Annotated in this window: 16 protein-coding genes; 3 read left to right on the forward strand and 13 right to left on the reverse strand. The window is 61.9% G+C overall.

Annotated features, from left to right (window positions below):
- Positions 1-313: 313 nt before the first annotated feature.
- From QWI75_RS02405 to mscL, 3 genes are all read left to right on the forward strand, one after another.
- Positions 314-3625 carry a PAS domain S-box protein gene (locus QWI75_RS02405; RefSeq protein ID WP_289267089.1) on the forward strand — a complete coding sequence of 1104 codons (3312 nt, stop codon included), beginning with the start codon at positions 314-316 and terminating at the stop codon, positions 3623-3625.
- A gap of 78 nt (positions 3626-3703) precedes the next feature.
- Positions 3704-4759, forward strand: a complete 1056-nt coding sequence (locus QWI75_RS02410) for a DUF481 domain-containing protein (protein WP_289267090.1) — start codon at positions 3704-3706, stop codon at positions 4757-4759.
- A 77-nt stretch (positions 4760-4836) separates the two neighbouring features.
- Positions 4837-5256, forward strand: coding sequence for a large-conductance mechanosensitive channel protein MscL (gene mscL / locus QWI75_RS02415; RefSeq protein WP_289267091.1), 420 nt, complete (start codon positions 4837-4839; stop codon positions 5254-5256).
- A 78-nt stretch (positions 5257-5334) separates the two neighbouring features.
- On the opposite strand, the gene QWI75_RS02420 is transcribed toward mscL, so the two are convergent.
- The 13 genes from QWI75_RS02420 to QWI75_RS02475 all read right to left on the reverse strand — a co-directional run bounded on the left by QWI75_RS02420 (position 5335) and on the right by QWI75_RS02475 (position 16753).
- Positions 5335-5892, reverse strand: coding sequence for an NUDIX domain-containing protein (locus QWI75_RS02420; RefSeq protein WP_289267092.1), 558 nt, complete (start codon positions 5890-5892; stop codon positions 5335-5337).
- A gap of 296 nt (positions 5893-6188) precedes the next feature.
- The gene (gene gcvT, locus QWI75_RS02425; protein WP_289267093.1) at positions 6189-7292 is read right to left on the reverse strand and encodes a glycine cleavage system aminomethyltransferase GcvT; all 1104 of its coding nucleotides are present in this window, start codon (positions 7290-7292) and stop codon (positions 6189-6191) included.
- A gap of 53 nt (positions 7293-7345) precedes the next feature.
- A complete protein-coding gene (locus QWI75_RS02430; RefSeq protein WP_289271627.1) occupies positions 7346-7699 on the reverse strand; it encodes an FKBP-type peptidyl-prolyl cis-trans isomerase in 354 nt (117 codons plus the stop codon).
- Positions 7700-7905: 206 nt separating this feature from the next.
- Positions 7906-9123 (reverse strand): FIST signal transduction protein, encoded by a 1218-nt coding sequence (locus QWI75_RS02435; RefSeq protein WP_289267094.1) that lies wholly within the window; start codon positions 9121-9123, stop codon positions 7906-7908.
- 28 nt (positions 9124-9151) lie between these two features.
- Positions 9152-9382: a hypothetical protein gene (locus QWI75_RS02440; RefSeq protein ID WP_289267095.1), complete on the reverse strand. Its 231-nt coding sequence runs from the start codon at positions 9380-9382 to the stop codon at positions 9152-9154.
- A 107-nt stretch (positions 9383-9489) separates the two neighbouring features.
- Positions 9490-10716, reverse strand: a complete 1227-nt coding sequence (locus QWI75_RS02445; protein WP_289267096.1) for a DmpA family aminopeptidase — start codon at positions 10714-10716, stop codon at positions 9490-9492.
- Entirely contained in the window at positions 10706-12103 is a 1398-nt protein-coding gene (locus QWI75_RS02450; RefSeq protein ID WP_289267097.1) for an MBL fold metallo-hydrolase RNA specificity domain-containing protein, read from the reverse strand. Before QWI75_RS02450 ends, QWI75_RS02445 begins: the two co-directional genes overlap by 11 nt.
- Positions 12100-13011, reverse strand: coding sequence for an LOG family protein (locus tag QWI75_RS02455; protein ID WP_289267098.1), 912 nt, complete (start codon positions 13009-13011; stop codon positions 12100-12102). The genes QWI75_RS02450 and QWI75_RS02455 overlap by 4 nt, the downstream gene beginning before the upstream one ends.
- A 543-nt stretch (positions 13012-13554) precedes the next feature.
- Complete coding sequence (locus QWI75_RS22620) at positions 13555-14376, reverse strand: energy transducer TonB (RefSeq protein ID WP_370693541.1); 822 nt, start codon at positions 14374-14376, stop codon at positions 13555-13557.
- Positions 14377-14719: 343 nt separating this feature from the next.
- Positions 14720-15157, reverse strand: a complete 438-nt coding sequence (locus QWI75_RS02460) for a hypothetical protein (RefSeq protein ID WP_289267099.1) — start codon at positions 15155-15157, stop codon at positions 14720-14722.
- A 12-nt stretch (positions 15158-15169) separates the two neighbouring features.
- Complete coding sequence (gene bamE, locus QWI75_RS02465) at positions 15170-15601, reverse strand: outer membrane protein assembly factor BamE domain-containing protein (RefSeq protein ID WP_289267100.1); 432 nt, start codon at positions 15599-15601, stop codon at positions 15170-15172.
- On the reverse strand, positions 15598-16101 hold the full coding sequence (locus QWI75_RS02470; protein ID WP_289267101.1) for a GNAT family N-acetyltransferase: 504 nt from the start codon (positions 16099-16101) through the stop codon (positions 15598-15600). Before QWI75_RS02470 ends, bamE begins: the two co-directional genes overlap by 4 nt.
- Before the next feature lie 4 nt (positions 16102-16105).
- Positions 16106-16753 (reverse strand): DUF502 domain-containing protein, encoded by a 648-nt coding sequence (locus QWI75_RS02475; protein ID WP_289267102.1) that lies wholly within the window; start codon positions 16751-16753, stop codon positions 16106-16108.
- Between the last annotated feature and the right edge of the window lie 63 nt (positions 16754-16816).

The raw sequence follows: 16816 nt of genomic DNA on the forward strand, positions 1-16816 counted from the left end.
TAGTGGTATATTTCGGCCGCCACAGAAGTTGACGCGGCCTCCGTCGAGTTTGATTCTCCCCACACATCGTTGGCGAGGCACGCGACCATCCGGTGCGCCGGTGAGGAGAGCAGTCTATCTGCGTCATTCGTGGCGACGGGGAAGCAGGAACCGGTCTTTGGCGGGTCGGCTCTGTCGGGACCGATCAACGGTGTCGGTGCCGGTCGGAGCTTGGCGGCGACAGGAAAGACCCTGCAGGCGGTGTGACGGAGAGCGGCTCCGGTCGAACCGCAATCCCACGAGGTGATTGGCAGAGAAGAGAGAGTGAGGTGTTGTGAGGGAGTACCCGCCCAGTGACCCGCCTTCGGTCGGCCTCTCCGGACTGTACCAGGAAATAGTCGCACGCTCGCCTGACGCGATCGCGATTCTCGATGGTGCGGGCCGGTATCTCGAGCAGAATCATGCGCACGTGCTGCTGTTCGGGTTCCCGGACCGTGAACTGCTGGGCCAGACTCCTCTGCTCCACATGGAGCCCGACCTCTTTTCCCGAATTGCCGGCCAGCTTCAAACGGCAGGCCTCTATCGGGGCGAGATTCTCTCCCGGACTAAAGGGAGGCAGACCCTGTCCATCGAACTCACGGCGTTTGTACTGACGCCGTCTACAGGAGAATCGGCCCGTTGGATTTGGATCAGCCGTGACGTGACGAAAGATCGACGTCTCGGCGAGGCGCTTCGGGTGTCCAGCCTCGTGGTGGAAGCTTCGCCCTTTCCGATCGCGGTCGTGGACCCGCAATACCGGTATCGGTACGGCAATCCGAGGTTTCGGCGGATGCAGGGCCTGGCGGAAGGAGAGGTTGCCGGAAAGTCGGTTGCCGACATCTGGGGCCGCGAGACCTTCCACCGGACGATCAAGCCCTCATTGGACCGTTGCTTGCAGGGCGAAGAATCCGCCTATGAAGGCTGGTTCGAGTTGCCGGACGGCGGTCGGACATTCCTGGTGACGACCTGTACCCCCTTGCGTTCCCCGGACGGGAGGGTGGACGGAGCCGCAGTGATCGGGCGGGATGTCACCGGATTGAAGCTGGCCGCCGAAGCCCAGCATCGGCGGGCCGAACGGATACGGGCTCACCAGGCGACGCTCATGGCGCTGGCCAGGGATGAAGCCGTCCAGAACGGGTATCTGGGCGAGGCCTTTCGCGCCGTGACCTTGAGCGCCGCGCGGGCGCTTGAGGTGGCTCGAACGAGCATCTGGCTGTTCAGCGAGGACCGGAGGATCTTGGAAGGCAAGGATTGGTACGAGCGCGACGCCGATCGCCATACCGCCGGGTTACGGCTGGCCGTTCATGACTGTGCGCCCTACGTGGAGGCGTTGGAAGCGGCGGAGTCTGTATTGAGCGTCCGGGAACCGAATGTCGATCCCCGCACACGCGACCTGTTGGCGCGATATCCCTCCGGCGCCGGTGTCAGCGCCCTTTTGCACGTGCCGATTCGCGTGAAAGGCCGGTTGCTGGGCCTGTTGTGCCTGGAGCAGGTCGGCCGGGCGCGCGACTGGTCGGCCGAGGACGAACACTTCGCCGGGTCCGTCGCGACGTTGGTGACCTTGGCCTTGGAGGCCCGCCAGTTGCGCCAGAGCGAAGCGCGGTTTCGCTGTCTGTTCGAAGAAGCCCCGCTCGGGATGTGCATGTACGGCGACCTGAACCGGATCATCCGGGTCAATCAGGCCTTTTGCGCGCTCCTGGGCTATGACGAGGAAGAATTGCTGGGCAACACGATCCAGTTGTGCGCGCATCCCGACGAGCTGGCCAGAAATGTCGCCTTGATCGAGCTGCTCGGTCATGGGGAGCGGACCCACGATGTCCTCGACACGCGCTATCTCCGAAAGGACCGCACCGTCGTCTGGGTGACGGTGTCGGCTCGCAGGTTGACGACGCCCGGCACCAGCCAGCCGGCCGTGCTCACGACCATTCAGGACGTGACAGCACAAAAGCAGGCCGAGGAGATTCTCCGGCGCGACAATGAAGCGTTGGAACAGCGCGTGCTCGAACGAACGGCGGACCTGGATCGGCTCAACCAGCAACTGCAGGAGCGCATGGCGGAGACGAGAAGGGCCGAGCAGGCGGCGAGGGCCAGCGAAGAGCGGTTTCGACAGTTGGCCGACAATATTCAGGACGTCTTCTGGATGAGGGATCTCATCACGCAGCAAATCCTCTATGTGAGCCCCGCCTACGAAAAGATTTGGGGACGGACCTGCGAGAGCCTGTATGAATCTTCTCAGGACTGGCTGCGGGGGGTGCACCCGCTGGATCGAGCCCGGGTGCGGAAGGCGGCGCAGACCAAGCAGGCCACGGGCGAATACGACGAGAAGTTCCGCATCGTCCGGCCAGACGGCAAGGTGCGATGGGTGCGGGATCGCGCCTTTCCTATTCAGGACGCGTCCGGCGCGGTGGTGCGGGTGGCCGGACTGGCGGAAGACATCACCGAGTATCAGCAACTGGAACAGCAGGTCCGGCAGGCGGCCAAGATGGAGGCGCTGGGGCGGCTGGCCGGCGGCGTGGCGCACGACTTCAACAATCTGCTTACCGTGATCCGCGGCTATTGCAGCTTCCTGCTTCAGTCGATTCCGGACGGCGATGCGCGCCATGCGCAGCTCGTGGAAATTCGCAAGGCCGCGGACCGGGGCGCCGGTCTGACGCAGCAATTGCTGCTCTTCAGCCGCGGCCAGGCGGTCCAGCCGAAAGTTGTGGACCTGAATGCCGTGCTAGAACGCATGCTCGAAATGGTGCAGCGGCTGGTCGGGGAAGACGTGCAGATCACGACGACGCTTGCCGAGCAGCTCTGGCCGGTGAAGCTCGACATGGGGCAGCTTGAGCAGGTCATCGTCAATCTGGCCGTCAACGCCCGCGACGCCATGCCGCAGGGGGGGCACCTCTACATTGAAACCATGAACGTGTTGAACGAGGCAGCCACGACGGCCCCGGCCGTGCGGCTGATCGTGCGCGACACCGGATGCGGGATGGATGAGCAGACGAAGGCGCAGGTGTTCGAGCCGTTCTTCACTACCAAGAAACCGGGGAAAGGCACCGGGCTTGGGCTGGCGACCGTGCACGGCATCATCACCAAGAGCGACGGGACGATCCAGGTGCAGAGCGCGCCGGGCCAAGGCAGCACCTTCATCATTGAATTTCCTCGTCACGAGATGCAGCCGCCCGCCGAGCGGGAGGTGCGGCGCCCGTCCACCCCTTCCGGCACGGAGACGATCCTGTTGGTGGAAGATGCGGCCACGGTCCGCCAGTTGTTGCGGGAAGTGCTTCGCTCCGCGGGCTATTACCTGCTGGAGGCGTCGGACGGGGTCGAGGCGCTGGAGCAGAGCCGGCACCATGAAGGTCCGATCCATCTGGTGATCACCGATGCGGTGATGCCACGCATGGGAGGACGCCAGTTGATGGACGAGATCCGAGTTGCCCGGCCGGACATTCAATTCCTGCTGATGTCCGGCTATATGAACGAACGGGCGGGGCGCCAAGGCAACATGCAGATCGACGTGCCGTTTATCCAGAAGCCCTTTTTGCCGTCGGACCTGCTCCGGACGGTCCGTCAAGTGTTGGATCGATCCGGCGAGTCGAAGCCAGCCCCGAATCGGCTGTAAACGGAGGCTGGCGCCATGGATCGGAGAGTCCGGCGGCGATCGCTGCGAGAACAATCCTAGACGAGCCAGGGAGGGTGCATGGGGTGCCGAACAGTTCTCGCCATGGTCATGTCGATGGTCTTGTGGGCGACCGGCGCCGCGGTTGCGGCAGACGGATTGGATGTCGTGACGATGAAAGACGGTAGCGTCATCTATGGCGAGATCGTCGATCTCAACGCCGGTACCCTTCGCATCAAAACGGGGTTCGGCGGCGGAGACGGCATGGTGGCCGTCAAGTGGGCGGATGTGACGCAACTGACGTTGGGCAAGGGCGGCTCATTCACGACCAAAGAAGGGACCATTATTCAGGGACAGGCCCTGCCGGGCAAGCCGGGAACCTTGATGCTCAAGGCGCAGCCCCTCTCGGTGCCGGTGGAAGTGCCGATCGAGTCGGTGTCCGCCATCAACATTCCCCCGGTGCAGTTCACGGGGAATGCGACGGTCGGCATCTCCGGCACCAGCGGGAATGCGGAGTTCAAGAACATCAGCGCCTTGTTCGACTTCGTGGCCAGGGGCGACAAGCTCCGGCTCAGCCTGATGGGACGGTACATCTACGGCGAAACCTCCGGCCAGGTCGTGGCTCGGAACGCGCTGGGAACGATCAAGCTCGACTTCTTCATCACCAAGCGATTCTATTGGTTCGCCAACGCCTATTTCGAGCAGGATACCTTCCAGGACCTGAAACTCCGCACGGCGCTCGGCACCGGCCCCGGCTATCAATTCATCGACAAAGGCGATTTCGGCGGGATCTTTTCTGAGCTGACGTTCTATGCGGAAGGCGGCGTCGCCTACTTCAACGAAGACTTCCGAACGCCGGCGCGCGAGGACAAGAGTTCGGTCCGAGGCCGCTGGGCCGTGAATCTGAACTGGCCGATCGTGAAGGACCGGATCGCGATCTATCACAATCATGAGGGCTACCCGTCGTTGGAAAACTCGAAGGATTTCTATATCCTCACGAACACGGGCGCCGCCTTGAACGTCAACGCGCACTTCATCATCAAGCCCCAGGTGACTTGGCGGTACAACAATGCGCCGGCACCCGGAACGACCAAGTCGGACACCATTTATCTCATCACCTTCGGATACGCGCTGTGAAGCAGGAGGAAAATCCCGTCGGCTTCGGCCCGGATGACCGCGCAGCCCTCGCACCCTCACCCTCAAGGAGGTAGGTCATGCTGAAAGAATTCAAGGAGTTTGCCATGAAGGGCAACGTGCTCGACATGGCGATCGGCGTCATCATCGGCGGGGCGTTCGGGAAGATCGTGTCCTCACTGGTCGGCGACGTGCTGATGCCGCCGATCGGGCTGGTGCTGGGCAAGGTGGATTTCTCCAGCCTCTTTCTCAACCTCTCCGGCCAAGACTATCCGTCGCTGGCCGCCGCGAAGGCGGCCGGAGCGCCAACCTTGAACTACGGGGTGTTTCTCCAGACGGTGTTCGATTTTGTGATCATCGCCTTTGTGATTTTTCTGCTGGTCAAGCAGGTCAATCGGCTCAAGAGCGCGCCTCCGCCGGCTCCGGCCGCCCCGCCGGAACCGTCGAACGAAGAGAAGTTGCTGACCCAGATTCGAGATCTCTTGAAGGAGCGGCGCTAGCGGGAAGCCGGCTCCGGCTCACGCGCATGCCCCGTGGCCAGTTCGAGTTCTGGCGTCACGTCGGCGGGAAGGTCGATCTCAGAACGCCTCTTTATCCAGGCCTTCTTCGCGGGCGCCCGCGCGCGACGTGGTGATCAGAATGTACGTGGATTGGAGGCCGACAATGGTCTTGGCGTCGCGGATCTCGCCCGAGTGAATCATCTCGACCGCTTTCGTGATCGGCATCTCCACGACTTCCAAGACCTCATCACGGTCGAGTTGCTGCCGCCCCGCCGTCAAGCCGGTGCCTAAATAGACATGGATGACCTCGTCGGTAAAGCCCGGCGCGGTGAAGATGCTGGAGAGCAGTTGGAATCGCCCGGCGCGATAGCCGATTTCTTCTTCCAGTTCCCGCTCTGCGCAATGGAGCGGGTCTTCGCCTTGGTTGAGTTTGCCCGCCGGGATTTCGTAGATGAAGCCGCCGGCGGCGTGGCGAAACTGTCGAATCAGGACCACGGTGCCGTCATCCTTCAGCGGCACGACGGCCGAGGCTCCGGGATGCCGGATCACCTCCAGATCGACTGTCACCCCGTTGGGGAGCGCGACGGTATCGACGTTCAACGTTACAACCCGCCCCGTATAAATGTTCTTAACCAAGGAATACTAATCTCCTACCGGAAACACTGGTGAAATGTGCGACCCACCTGCATAATGATCCACGCATATTCATCGCGCTGCTTCTTAGTTAGCGGTATTCTCGTGTCATATTTGATCCTGGTGACTATTCGATGACTTACACCTTCAATCAGATCTTTGCGTTTCTTGTCAGAGAGGCCTTTCTGAGAAGCAATCCGTTGAAGCCTCTGGTAAAGCTCTTTGATTGATTCGGGTGGCTTTCTCATTTTGAGCCTTCCCTCTTTTTGGCTCACCGCATACGCCTAGCGTTTCATGCCTCACGACTTCTTGTGTTTGTAGAAGGGCGGCTTGACGACGATGGCGGGGAGCGCCCTTCCGCGAATGTCGATGACCAGAGAAGTGCCTTGCGTCGCATGGGACGGCGAAACATAGCCCATCCCGATGCCCTTCTGGAGGAGGGGTGAGAGGTTTCCGCTCGTCACCTCTCCGATTTGGGAGCCGTCCGTGTGAGCTGAGCGGATGGCACAACCATGGCGTGGGACGCCCTTTTCCAGCAATTCGAAGGAAACCAGCCGGCGAGTCGTGCCCTGCTGCTGTTGTTGGTGGAGGACGGAGCGACCAATGAATTCCCCCTTCGCCATCGCCACGGCCCATCCGGCTCCCGCTTCCAGCGGCGTCGTGTCCTCGGAGATGTCGTTCCCGTACAGGAGATAGGCCATCTCGAGGCGGAGCAGGTCCCGTGCGCCGAGTCCGGCCGGCTTGAGGCCCGAGGCCGCGCCCTTTGCCAGCAGGGCTTCCCACAGTCGAAGCGCATGGGCGGCCGAGACGTACAATTCATAGCCGAACTCTCCCGTGTAGCCGGTCCGGGCGATGAGGCAACGGGCATCGAGCAGGGTGGTTTCAAGACAGTGGCGAAGCTTCAACGATTCCAATCCTGCGATGCCGAAGGCCGACATGATGTCGCGGGAAGCGGGGCCTTGAATCGCCAGTTGCGCCAGCTCATTCGAACGGTCCTCAATGCGACAGCCGGCTGCTGCCCGTCCCTGCTCCTCTAACCACGAGACGATTTTCTCCCGGTTGGAGGCATTGACGCAGAGCAGGAACTCGTCCGCCGACAGCCGGTAGACGAAAATGTCGTCCTTGATGCCCCCGCGCTCGTTGCACACCATGGAGTAGTGGGCCTGCATCGGGGAGAGCGCCGCGACATCGTTGGTCGTCACCCGTTGCAGAAAGGGGACTGCGCCGCTCCCCTGCACCCCCACGCGGCCCATATGGCTCACGTCGAAGAGGCCGGCTCGCGACCGGACGGCCTGGTATTCGTCCACGACGCCGGAATATTGGATCGGCATCTCCCATCCGGCGAAGCCGACCATCCGGCCTCCGGCGGAGACATGGGCGGTATGGAGGGGGGTCCGTTTCATCGCCTGGTGAAGGGACGGGGCCGACCCGGAAATCGCGGTCGGCGTCGGTCCGTCTAGCGGACTTCGAGCAGCTCCACGTCGAAGAGCAGGGTGGCATTGGGCGGAATGACGCCCCCGGCCCCGCGGGCCCCGTACCCCAGGTCCGGCGGGATCGTCAGCTTGCGTTTGCCGCCGACCTTCATCCCGGCCACTCCTTCGTCCCACCCCTTGATGACCCGGCCGGCCCCCAACGGAAAGGAAAAGGGTTGGCGCCGGTCAACTGAGCTGTCGAACTTCGTCCCGTCGGCGAGCCAGCCGGTGTAGTGGACGGTCACGAGACTGCCAGTGACGGCGAGGTCGCCGGACCCCACTTGAAGGTCCACGTACTTGAGCCCGGACGGGGTCGTAATCTCCTGTGTGGAGGTCATGGGTGTCTCGCCTTTCTTGTCTTCTGCGTTCGCGGGACCGGTGCCGGAGATGAGGGCGCCCAGCAGTCCGATTGCACCAACAATAATAAGAGATACGGTTTTCATCACGCTTGCTCCTTGTTCGCGTGGCGTCGCTATCCGATCGTTCAGGCTGGGGAGCAGATTACGGGGGAATCCTTCGGCTGTGGGGACGGACACCAGGGGGATTACGGGTCCGGCTCGGAGAACAACGCAATGCTGGCCGTATATCCATGGAGGAAATTATGCGCCCCGACCGGCCCGATCTCGCCCTGGCAAAAGAATCCGCTGACCGGGATGGCTCCAAACCGATTGTGCACGGTCTCGGCGTCGTGGTGCAAGTGCCCAAAGAGATGGTGGCCGCGGCCGCAGCAACTGAAGATCAGGCCGCCCTTCGGCGCCAGCGTCGATCGGTTCTGCTCGGCGGCCAGCATCAGGTTCAAATCTTCGCTCGCCGATTCGGCATCCCGGAGATGAAACTGCACCGTTTGACCCTCTTGGACCGTGTCGCCCACGGCGATCGAGCCGGAATTGCGGTCGGCTCCCAGGATATTGCGCACGAGAAAGTCGCCCCTGTCGAACCGCTCGCGATGCTCGTCCATCGCAATGCCCAGGTGCAAGGCTCGCTGCGCATGCTGCTTTTCATTCTCCGTCAACGAGTCGAAGGCCTGCTGAAGTTGGTCCAGCGCCGGCGCGCCGCCCAACTCGTAGATCACGTTGTGGTCGGCCCTCGTCACGATATACCGCTCGCCGATCGGCCGGCAGCCCTGCGAAATCACGGTATGGACGCTGACGGGTCCTGAGAGGAGGACGCCCACCAGGCCCCGGTCGAACACCCGGTCGTCCAGGATCAGCCGATGCTCGCCCGGTTCCCGCCCGCCGCCGGCCAGGCCGCCGATCGCCCGTATGGTCGGATAGAGATCGTGCAGGGAGTCCAGCGAGTCCTTCACCGGCGTCGTAAAGGGGTCCGCGAGCATCAAGAGCAGAGGCGAGTCCCGGTCCAGGTTTTCGCTGAACGGTTCGGCCTCGAAGGGCCAGTCCGGGACGCCGGACTCGGCGTCGTCGCCGTCGAACGGCAGATGGACCGGGTTCATGCGCACGCCGGGCAACCGGGCGGCCCAAAGGGTGACGGCCGGTGCCTCTTCGAATTCCTGTCCCTGCGCGATGATGCCTTCTCCCGTGCATCCGATCAGGACCGCCGATTTCACCACGGAACGGACCGCGGAGATCAACCGGTCCGCCGTCGCCGCATAATGCCCCGAGAAAAAGAGACAGGCCAGGTCCGGCTGGTCCGTGCCCAAGGAATCCCGCACCGCGCGGGCGACTTCTTCCCCGGCATCCTCCGCGGACATCCGGTGGGACAGGGCCGAGGCGAATCGCAAGGTCGTCTTTTGAGCCGTCGTCATGGACAGGGATCGAGCCATGGGTCGTGGGTTACAGATCGGGATTCACGCGCGCGGGCCGCTCCTCGCGGAGCTTTTTGTAATAGCGCCACATGTAGGAATGGTAGTCGTCGAGTTGAGCCAGTAGGTAATGCAGCTCCGTCGGGTCTTCCGATTCGATGGCTCGAATCAGGCGGGTCTGAAGAAAACCGGCGAACGCCTGGGTTTTCTCCAGGGCGGTGAGTAACCGGAGGCCGCCGCCGATCTGATAGTCTCCCATCATCGTTGCTGCAGGACGAGCCGAATGGTCCTGAGCTTAGCCCTGCATCAGGAACAATTGCAAGTCTGGTCGCCCTTTGTGCAGGATCGTTCGGGCTGGGCGGCGTCCGGCTATGGCGACAGTCGCAGCAATGTGCGCAGGCGCGCCAGCGAGATGGCCTCGACCCGGTGGCGGTCGCGTCCTTCGACGGAGGTAGCCGTCGTCAGGGCGTTGAGGATCGCTTCTTCCGTCGCCTCAACCGTCGCGAACAGGATGGGATTGAGATGGGTATCGGCCAGATGCGTCATCGAATAGGTCGGCACGTTCGGATAATGCGGAATGACGTTGCCGGTCGAGAACGCCAACATGAAATCGCCGCTCCCGTGGCGAGCCGTGGAGCCGGTGCGGGCCAGCCCCAGCGCCGCGCGTTTCGCCAGGCGCGTGAGTTGGCGGCCGTCAAGCGGCGCATCCGTCGCGATGATCACCATGATGGACCCCTCGTGCTCGGAACCGGGGACGGCCGCTGATCCGGCAGGAGCAGGGACTGATTCACGCGGTGAGCCGCTGTGTTGATCGTAGAGCCGGCCCACCGGCACGCCGCCGATGATCAGCTCGGGCCGCCGGCCATGGTTGGCATTGACCAGGACCCCGACCGTGTAGCCTCCCTCAGCCTCAGGCAGCCGGCGCGAGGCGGTCCCGATGCCGCCTTTGAATCCATAGGAGACCATGCCGGTTCCGGCTCCGACGGTCCCTTCCGCCACCGGACCTCCTTGGGCCGAATCCAGCGCCCGGATCACGTCCTCTTCCGACACGTGGCGGCCCTGACTGTCGTTGAGTCGGCTGTCGTCGCATTCGCCCACGACCGGGGTCAACGTGTCGTCGGCGATGCCGATGTCGGGATATTGTCGGATCATCCAGGTCATGACGCCGTTGGCCACGCGGGGCACGTTCAAGGTGCTGGTCAAGGCGATGGGATATTCCAGGAATCCGGACTCGGCCACCCAGGCGAGTCCCGTCAGTTCTCCGGTGCCGTTCAGCACGAACGAGCCGGCCGGGACCTTCCGCCGCCACACGTCCTCGCGCGGGATGATGACGGTGACGCCGGTGCGAATGGGGCCCTGTCCCGGCGTGAGCGCACCCTCGCCGCGGATCAACGTGACGTGCCCGACCTTCACGCCGGTGACATCGGTGATGGCGTTCAGCGGGCCAGGCTGGTACTGCCCGATCGAGATGCCCAATTCACGCGCACGGACCCTCGTCTCCTCGCCCCAAGCCGGCGAGGCCTGCCACACGATCCCCGCCAGCCAGCAACCGAGGACGAGCATATGGATTGTCCAGACGGGCTTGTTAGAGGTCATAGGTGGCTCCCTGCCTGGGAACCGTGACGTCCACCTTCGCGTGCTCGGCTTGAATGGCTGCGGCCAGCGACAGGGACTGTTTTTCTTCCCCGTGCACGACGAAAATGTGCCCGGGCAGCGGAGTGATCGCTCGGACATAGGCCAGCAGATCGTTCCGGTCCGCATGGGCGGAAAAACCGTTGAAGACGACGACCCGGGCGCGCAGCGGCGTGGAAATGCCGAAGATGGGCACTGTGTCCCAGCGTTCGACGAGCTTGCGTCCCAGGGTATGTTCCGCCTGGAAGCCGACAATGGCGATCACGTTCGCCGGGTCGGCGACGGCATGTTTCAGATGATGGAGCACGCGCCCGCCCTCGCACATGCCGGAGGAGGCGATGATGACACAAGGCCCCTTGGCGTCATTCAGCTTCTTGCTTTCTTCGGGAGTCGAGACGTACCGGATATAACGAGCCCCGAACGGATCGCCCTCCTGGAGGAAGGTGCGGAAGGTCTCCTCGTCGAACAGATCGGGATGGGCGCGGAAGATGTCTGTGGCCTTGGAGGCCAACGGAGAATCGATATAGATCGGGATCGGTGGGACGGTGCCGGCGCGGACCAGTTCCTTGATGCGCATGACCAGATCCTGCGTGCGGCCGATGGCGAATGCCGGCACGATGATCTTGCTCCGATAGGCGATCGCATGCGCAAAGAGGTCTTGGGCCATACGGGTCCGTTCTTCCGCGTCCTGTTCGTGCAACCGGTCCCCGTAGGTCGATTCGAGAATGAGCACGTCGCAGGGGGGCGGAGGATCCGGATCGCGAAGAATCGGCATGCCGCGGCGTCCCAAGTCGCCCGAAAACAGAAGGCTGGTGCGCAGGCCCTTGTGGTGGATATTGATATGGACGGCGCCGGATCCCAGGATGTGCCCGGCATCGTGAAAAGAGGCGGAGAGGTGCCGGCCGATCTTCACGTCCTCCCGGTAACGCAGGCTGGAGAACCGCCGGACGATGTCGCGCACGTCGTCCGTATCGTAATAGGGCGCTCGGCAGTGCCGCCCGCGGCGTCGTTCCTTGCGGTTGATGTAGCCACAATCCTGCTCCTGCACCTTGGCCGAATCCTGCAACATCAAATTTGCCAGGTCACAGGTAGCGTCGGTGGCGTATACGCGGCCCTTGAACCCCTGTTTGCTCAAGACCGGCAACGCGCCGGAATGGTCGATATGGGCGTGGGAAAGGAGCACCGCGTCGAGTGATCTCGGATCGAAGCCGAGATCGTGATTCCGAACGTCGGCGTCGTGCCTATGGCCCTGGAACAGGCCGCAATCGAGCAACAGCCTGACGCCGCCCGCCTCCAGGAGGTGGCGGCTCCCGGTGACGGATCGTGCGGCTCCGAAAAAAGAGAGTTTCATCTGGCAGAGCCCCGGGGTTGCTGTTGGGTGAGAATCATGTCCCACGCTTCTTGCGCGGTCTCGGCATAACGGATCAACGACAGGTCCTGCGGGCCGATCAGGCCGCAATCGACCAACAGGTTCCAGTTGATGAGCTGTTCCCAAAAGGCACGGCCGAACAGGACGACCGCGGCGCCCTGCGCCTTCCCCGTTTGCAGGAGCGTGAGGACCTCGAACAATTCATCCAACGTGCCGAAACCGCCAGGAAAGGCCACCAGGGCGCGTGCCCGCAACATGAAGTGCATTTTGCGCAAGGCGAAGTAGCGAAACTGAAAGCAGAGTTCCGGCGTGATGTAGGAGTTGGGGGTTTGTTCATGGGGCAGAACGATGTTGAACCCGATCGACTTGGCCCCTACGTCGGTGGCGCCTCGGTTGGCCGCCTCCATCACGCCAGGTCCTCCGCCCGTGACGATGACATATTCGCACCGCCCGTCCACCTGACAGGTGGAGGACACCAGACGGGCGAAGTCCCGGGCGTGATCGTAGAAGGGCGACAGCGCCAATTGTTTCCTGGCCGTCTCGACATTGGATCTAAGCACCGGGTCGTCCGGTCGGCGGGCCAGGGTTGCTTCCGCTTCGGCAAGACGCTGGCGCGCGACGGCCGGCTCGGGCAGCCGCGCGCTCCCGAACACGACAATCGTCGACTGGATGCCCTGTTCGCGCTGAATGAACTCGGGCTTCAGATATTCAAGCTGCAACCGCAGGGCCCGGAGATCGTCCCGGTTCAGGAACTCGGTATCCCGGTCAGCTCGGCGATAGGATGGCGATTGCAGAATGGCTGCTAAGTCCCTGGAAGAGTCGGTGTCGGAGGATGTCGAGGTCAATTCAGCCGATCGTTCGGTGGGAGGGTCGGGCGGCCGGTCGGTCATGGAGCGTCATTATAGAGAGGGGATCGCACGGCGGCAATGTTGGAGCGCCATCCTGTTCCCGATCCCGCTCTCCACCGTCTCCGACCAGCCTCTTTGTACCCCAAGGCGGTTGACATTTGCTCCAAGGAACTTGGTGAAACCTAGCTTGATCTGCGGTCACGCGAGTGATCCGGCGCTACAGAACCTACTATTCCTGTCACCCCTTCACGGCCTTCTGATTGGCAAGGGGTTAGGCATCCGTCCGTCCTCAGTCGGATCAGGGGGCCCCGGATGACGCAGGGCGAGCACTCCGGCTGCGCCATCATGCGATGCAATGGGGATCGCTGCTGGTGTCGCCGGTGTTGCCGCTGCTCCCTCTCAAGCTCGACCAGAGTCGAATGCCGGTCGCAGCGGCGGCCTCACGGCTAGCGGCATGATACAAGCGCAATGGCTACACCCTCTGTGCTCATCCCTGCCATCCCAGGCCAACGGAACGGCACGCCGGTTGTTCGGGCTTCCTTTCTGTGTTGGAGTCAATGAGGCTGAGTGATGAACGGCAACCGTTCACTGACCGGTTGAATCAGATGACCCGGGAATAGAGTGGTCGAACCGATATGCAATGGGAATGACAAGGTAAGCAGGGGTCTCGTGGACCACCCGTTGAATGGGAAAGGGAACTGATCCCTCCAATAGGTCTCGTGCAGCCTGATCGAGGAGTTCCGATCCTGAGGAGTCGTATAACTCTACATTCTGTAGGCTACCATCATCCTGTAACACGGCACTGAGAACGACGTTCCCTTCAAGCTTTGAGGCAATGGCAGCGGCGGGGTAATGCATGTTTATAAGGAGTCGATCCCTCACTATGTTGATTAACGTTTGTTGATCAGGCGATAGAAAGATGAGGTTATATGCAATTGGGATGAGAAAACGTGTCTGTGCCGAAGACAGGGCATGGTCGAGTTTAATGCTGCCCACCGAACGTATGAGACCTACACTTTCATTATCTAGGAAGGCATTGCCCGAACTCGACGCAACTGCCACGTGGACGATCTTCCCGTCCTGCGCAAGAGTGCCGCAAATCTCCGTCGTTCCCTGCCAGAGATATTGTCTGGCTAGTTCCGGATAGACGAAGTGATTACTTAGCGTTTCATGCAACTTGCGGATGATCTCCTGATACTCAGCGGCCCGCATGGTCTGGGTCGAGCTTTGGGGTCTAACATTATTGGCTGACATACAATGTGGAGGGACGGTGCGAGGTGAACGAACCTGAGCACCGGTGATGGTGACCAATCCTACTCGAAGGGGAAATGGTTGAGCCGTAACACACCCGCTCATAATAATTATTAGGAGGAATAGGGGGGTTGCTCCAAATCGTCGAGAAGACATACGCCAGAAACCTTTCCCTTAGAGGTCATGCCTTTCCTTTGTGAGGACGGATTCTCGCAAAGTTAGATATCGCCGCACAAGTGTACGGAAGGAGGAGGCAGAAGGTGTCGATCACAACGTCAAGTTGAGTGAATTGGTTGCTGCTCTTGGTGAGGTCGCGTTACTTGAACGCTGGGCGGGTTACCAAACTGAACGACGAAAGTAACGGGTGGCTATTGTTCGGATTTGACAGCAAAACTGTACGGTTCGATATGGAGATATCCTGGGGAGAATTCAAGCCGACGCCGTCAATGGAGCGCGAGGCCGGAAACCTGGCTCGTCGAGGTCCGCGGAGAAGCCGATATCAATCGCCGAACGGAAGCAAGCGGAACTCAGACGAGTTGGCATGGGTCGCAAAGGCATGGTCGCGGACGATCCATTGAGCGTCGCAGGCGATCTGAAAAATGTCGGTTCCGATCCCGCCGCCGCCGAGCACGAGGTCGGGCGAATAGAACGGGATCAGAAACCGCAACCCCCACCCGAAATTCGCCCGAAAGTATTTGCCGTCGGTGAAGTGGTAGCGGGCGAGGACGTGGTCGCCAACGGCCACCATTTCATCCGGCGAGCCGAGCCTGGCCGTCACGTCGGCCAGACTGGTTTGCCCGTCGATGATGAACCGCACATCCTCGGCAGCAATGCGCTGGTTCAGGCTCACCCGCTGCCAGCCGATTGGGCCGCGCAGGCACCCCGCTTGACCGATCAGCAGGAGGGCGCAGAGAAGGCTCGCGATGGTTCGGGTCATGACGCGATCGGGTCAGGGTCCGAAGGGCCAATCAAAGGGCCAGAACTGAAATTCGAGCGGTGGTTTTGTCTTCCCCGACACGAGATCTTCCACGATGCCGGCCTGATTGAAAATAACGAAGATGTCGTCGCTCTTGATGTTTGTGCGCGAGAAAATCAGGATAAAGCCCGATTTCACGTCGAAATGGTAATAGTGAAAGATCTCGTGGCCGTTGGCTTCGACAATGCGATCCGGCGCGCCCAACACCGAGGCCACGTCGCTGCGCGTGCTGATGCCTGTCTTGATGGAAGAGAGATCGCCTTGGTTGACGTCCTCGCCATAGCTGCCCCTGACGAAGGCGCAGCCCGTCGTCGAGAACAGGGCCCAAAGCAGGCCAAGCACGAGGGCGGGCCGGATCAAGAGGGTGCGGCCCGACGGCGTGCGGTCAGAACGAACGTGATTCATATCGACTCCTTTCGTTTATTTGGAGGCAAGACAAAATCTTCCTCGTATACCCGGTAACTCGACATCTGCATGCCGGCCCGCCGATAGGCCTGCTGGGCGGTCCGGTTGGTCCCTTCCACATAGAGCCGGATGCCGCAGACGCCGGGCGTCGCGCGCGCTTCGCGTCGAATGGCGTCGTGCATGGCGCGATACACGCCCTGCCGGCGGCATTCGGGCGTCACGTACACGCTTTGAATCCACCAGAACGTGGCGTTGCGCCAGTCGCTCCACTCATAGGTGACCATCATTTGACCGACCACCCGTGCCCTGTCCCCGCTGGTCGTTTCGGCGACGCGGAAAAAGCCGCGGGCTGGCTCCGTCAGAATGCCGAGGATGCCCTGGCGCAGGCGGGAGCGATCCAGGGCGCGGCCCTCGGTTTCCAAGGCCATCGCCAGGCTGAATTCGATCAGCCGGTCGAGATCCCCGAGTTCGGCCGGGCGAACGAGCAGATTCCTGGTCATGGGGCTATCGGACAGTCGAGGGCGGTTCCGAGGACGCGGGTGACCGCAGCCACGCCCCGCGCGGCCGGTACAGTCCTGCCGAGAATTCCAGCTTCATGGCTTCTTCAACCGGGAGATTGATCGGCGTGATGGCCCGGGTCGGGACGAACGCCAGGTAGCCGGTAAACGGATGAATGGCGGTCGGAACGAACAGCATGGCGAGCGTGTCACCGGTGGTCCGCTGCACGGCCGCCGGAGCGGCGCCCATGACAAAGCCGATGGCCCAGAGGCCGTCCCGCGGAAAGGGGAACACGACGACCCGACTCCGTCCGAATCGCGAGCGAAAGTGAAAAATATCCGTCATGCTTTTCAAGGTCAAATAGATCGTCCGGACAAGCGGAATGCGCTGGACCCTCTCTTCGGCCCACAGGACCAGGCGTTGGCCGAAAAAATGCGACGTGACCAGTCCGGTGAGGAAGATCAGCAGCAGGAGGAGGACAAATCCGACTCCCGGAGCCGTCCCGGTTAATCCGGGGCTCAGCAGATCCCGGGTCACGTGGTCGAACGTCTGGAACAGCTTGGACAGGATCAGCAACGTGGCCGTGGCCGGAACCAACACCAGAAGGCCGGTCCACCAGGCTTGCCACCATTTGCGGGAGATCGATTTCATCATAATATCGGGCGTAACCTGATGATGGGGAGTCTAACAGATTCCGCCGGCAGATTCCGCTGGACC

Source organism: Nitrospira tepida (genome assembly GCF_947241125.1).
Taxonomy (GTDB): domain Bacteria; phylum Nitrospirota; class Nitrospiria; order Nitrospirales; family Nitrospiraceae; genus Nitrospira_G; species Nitrospira_G tepida.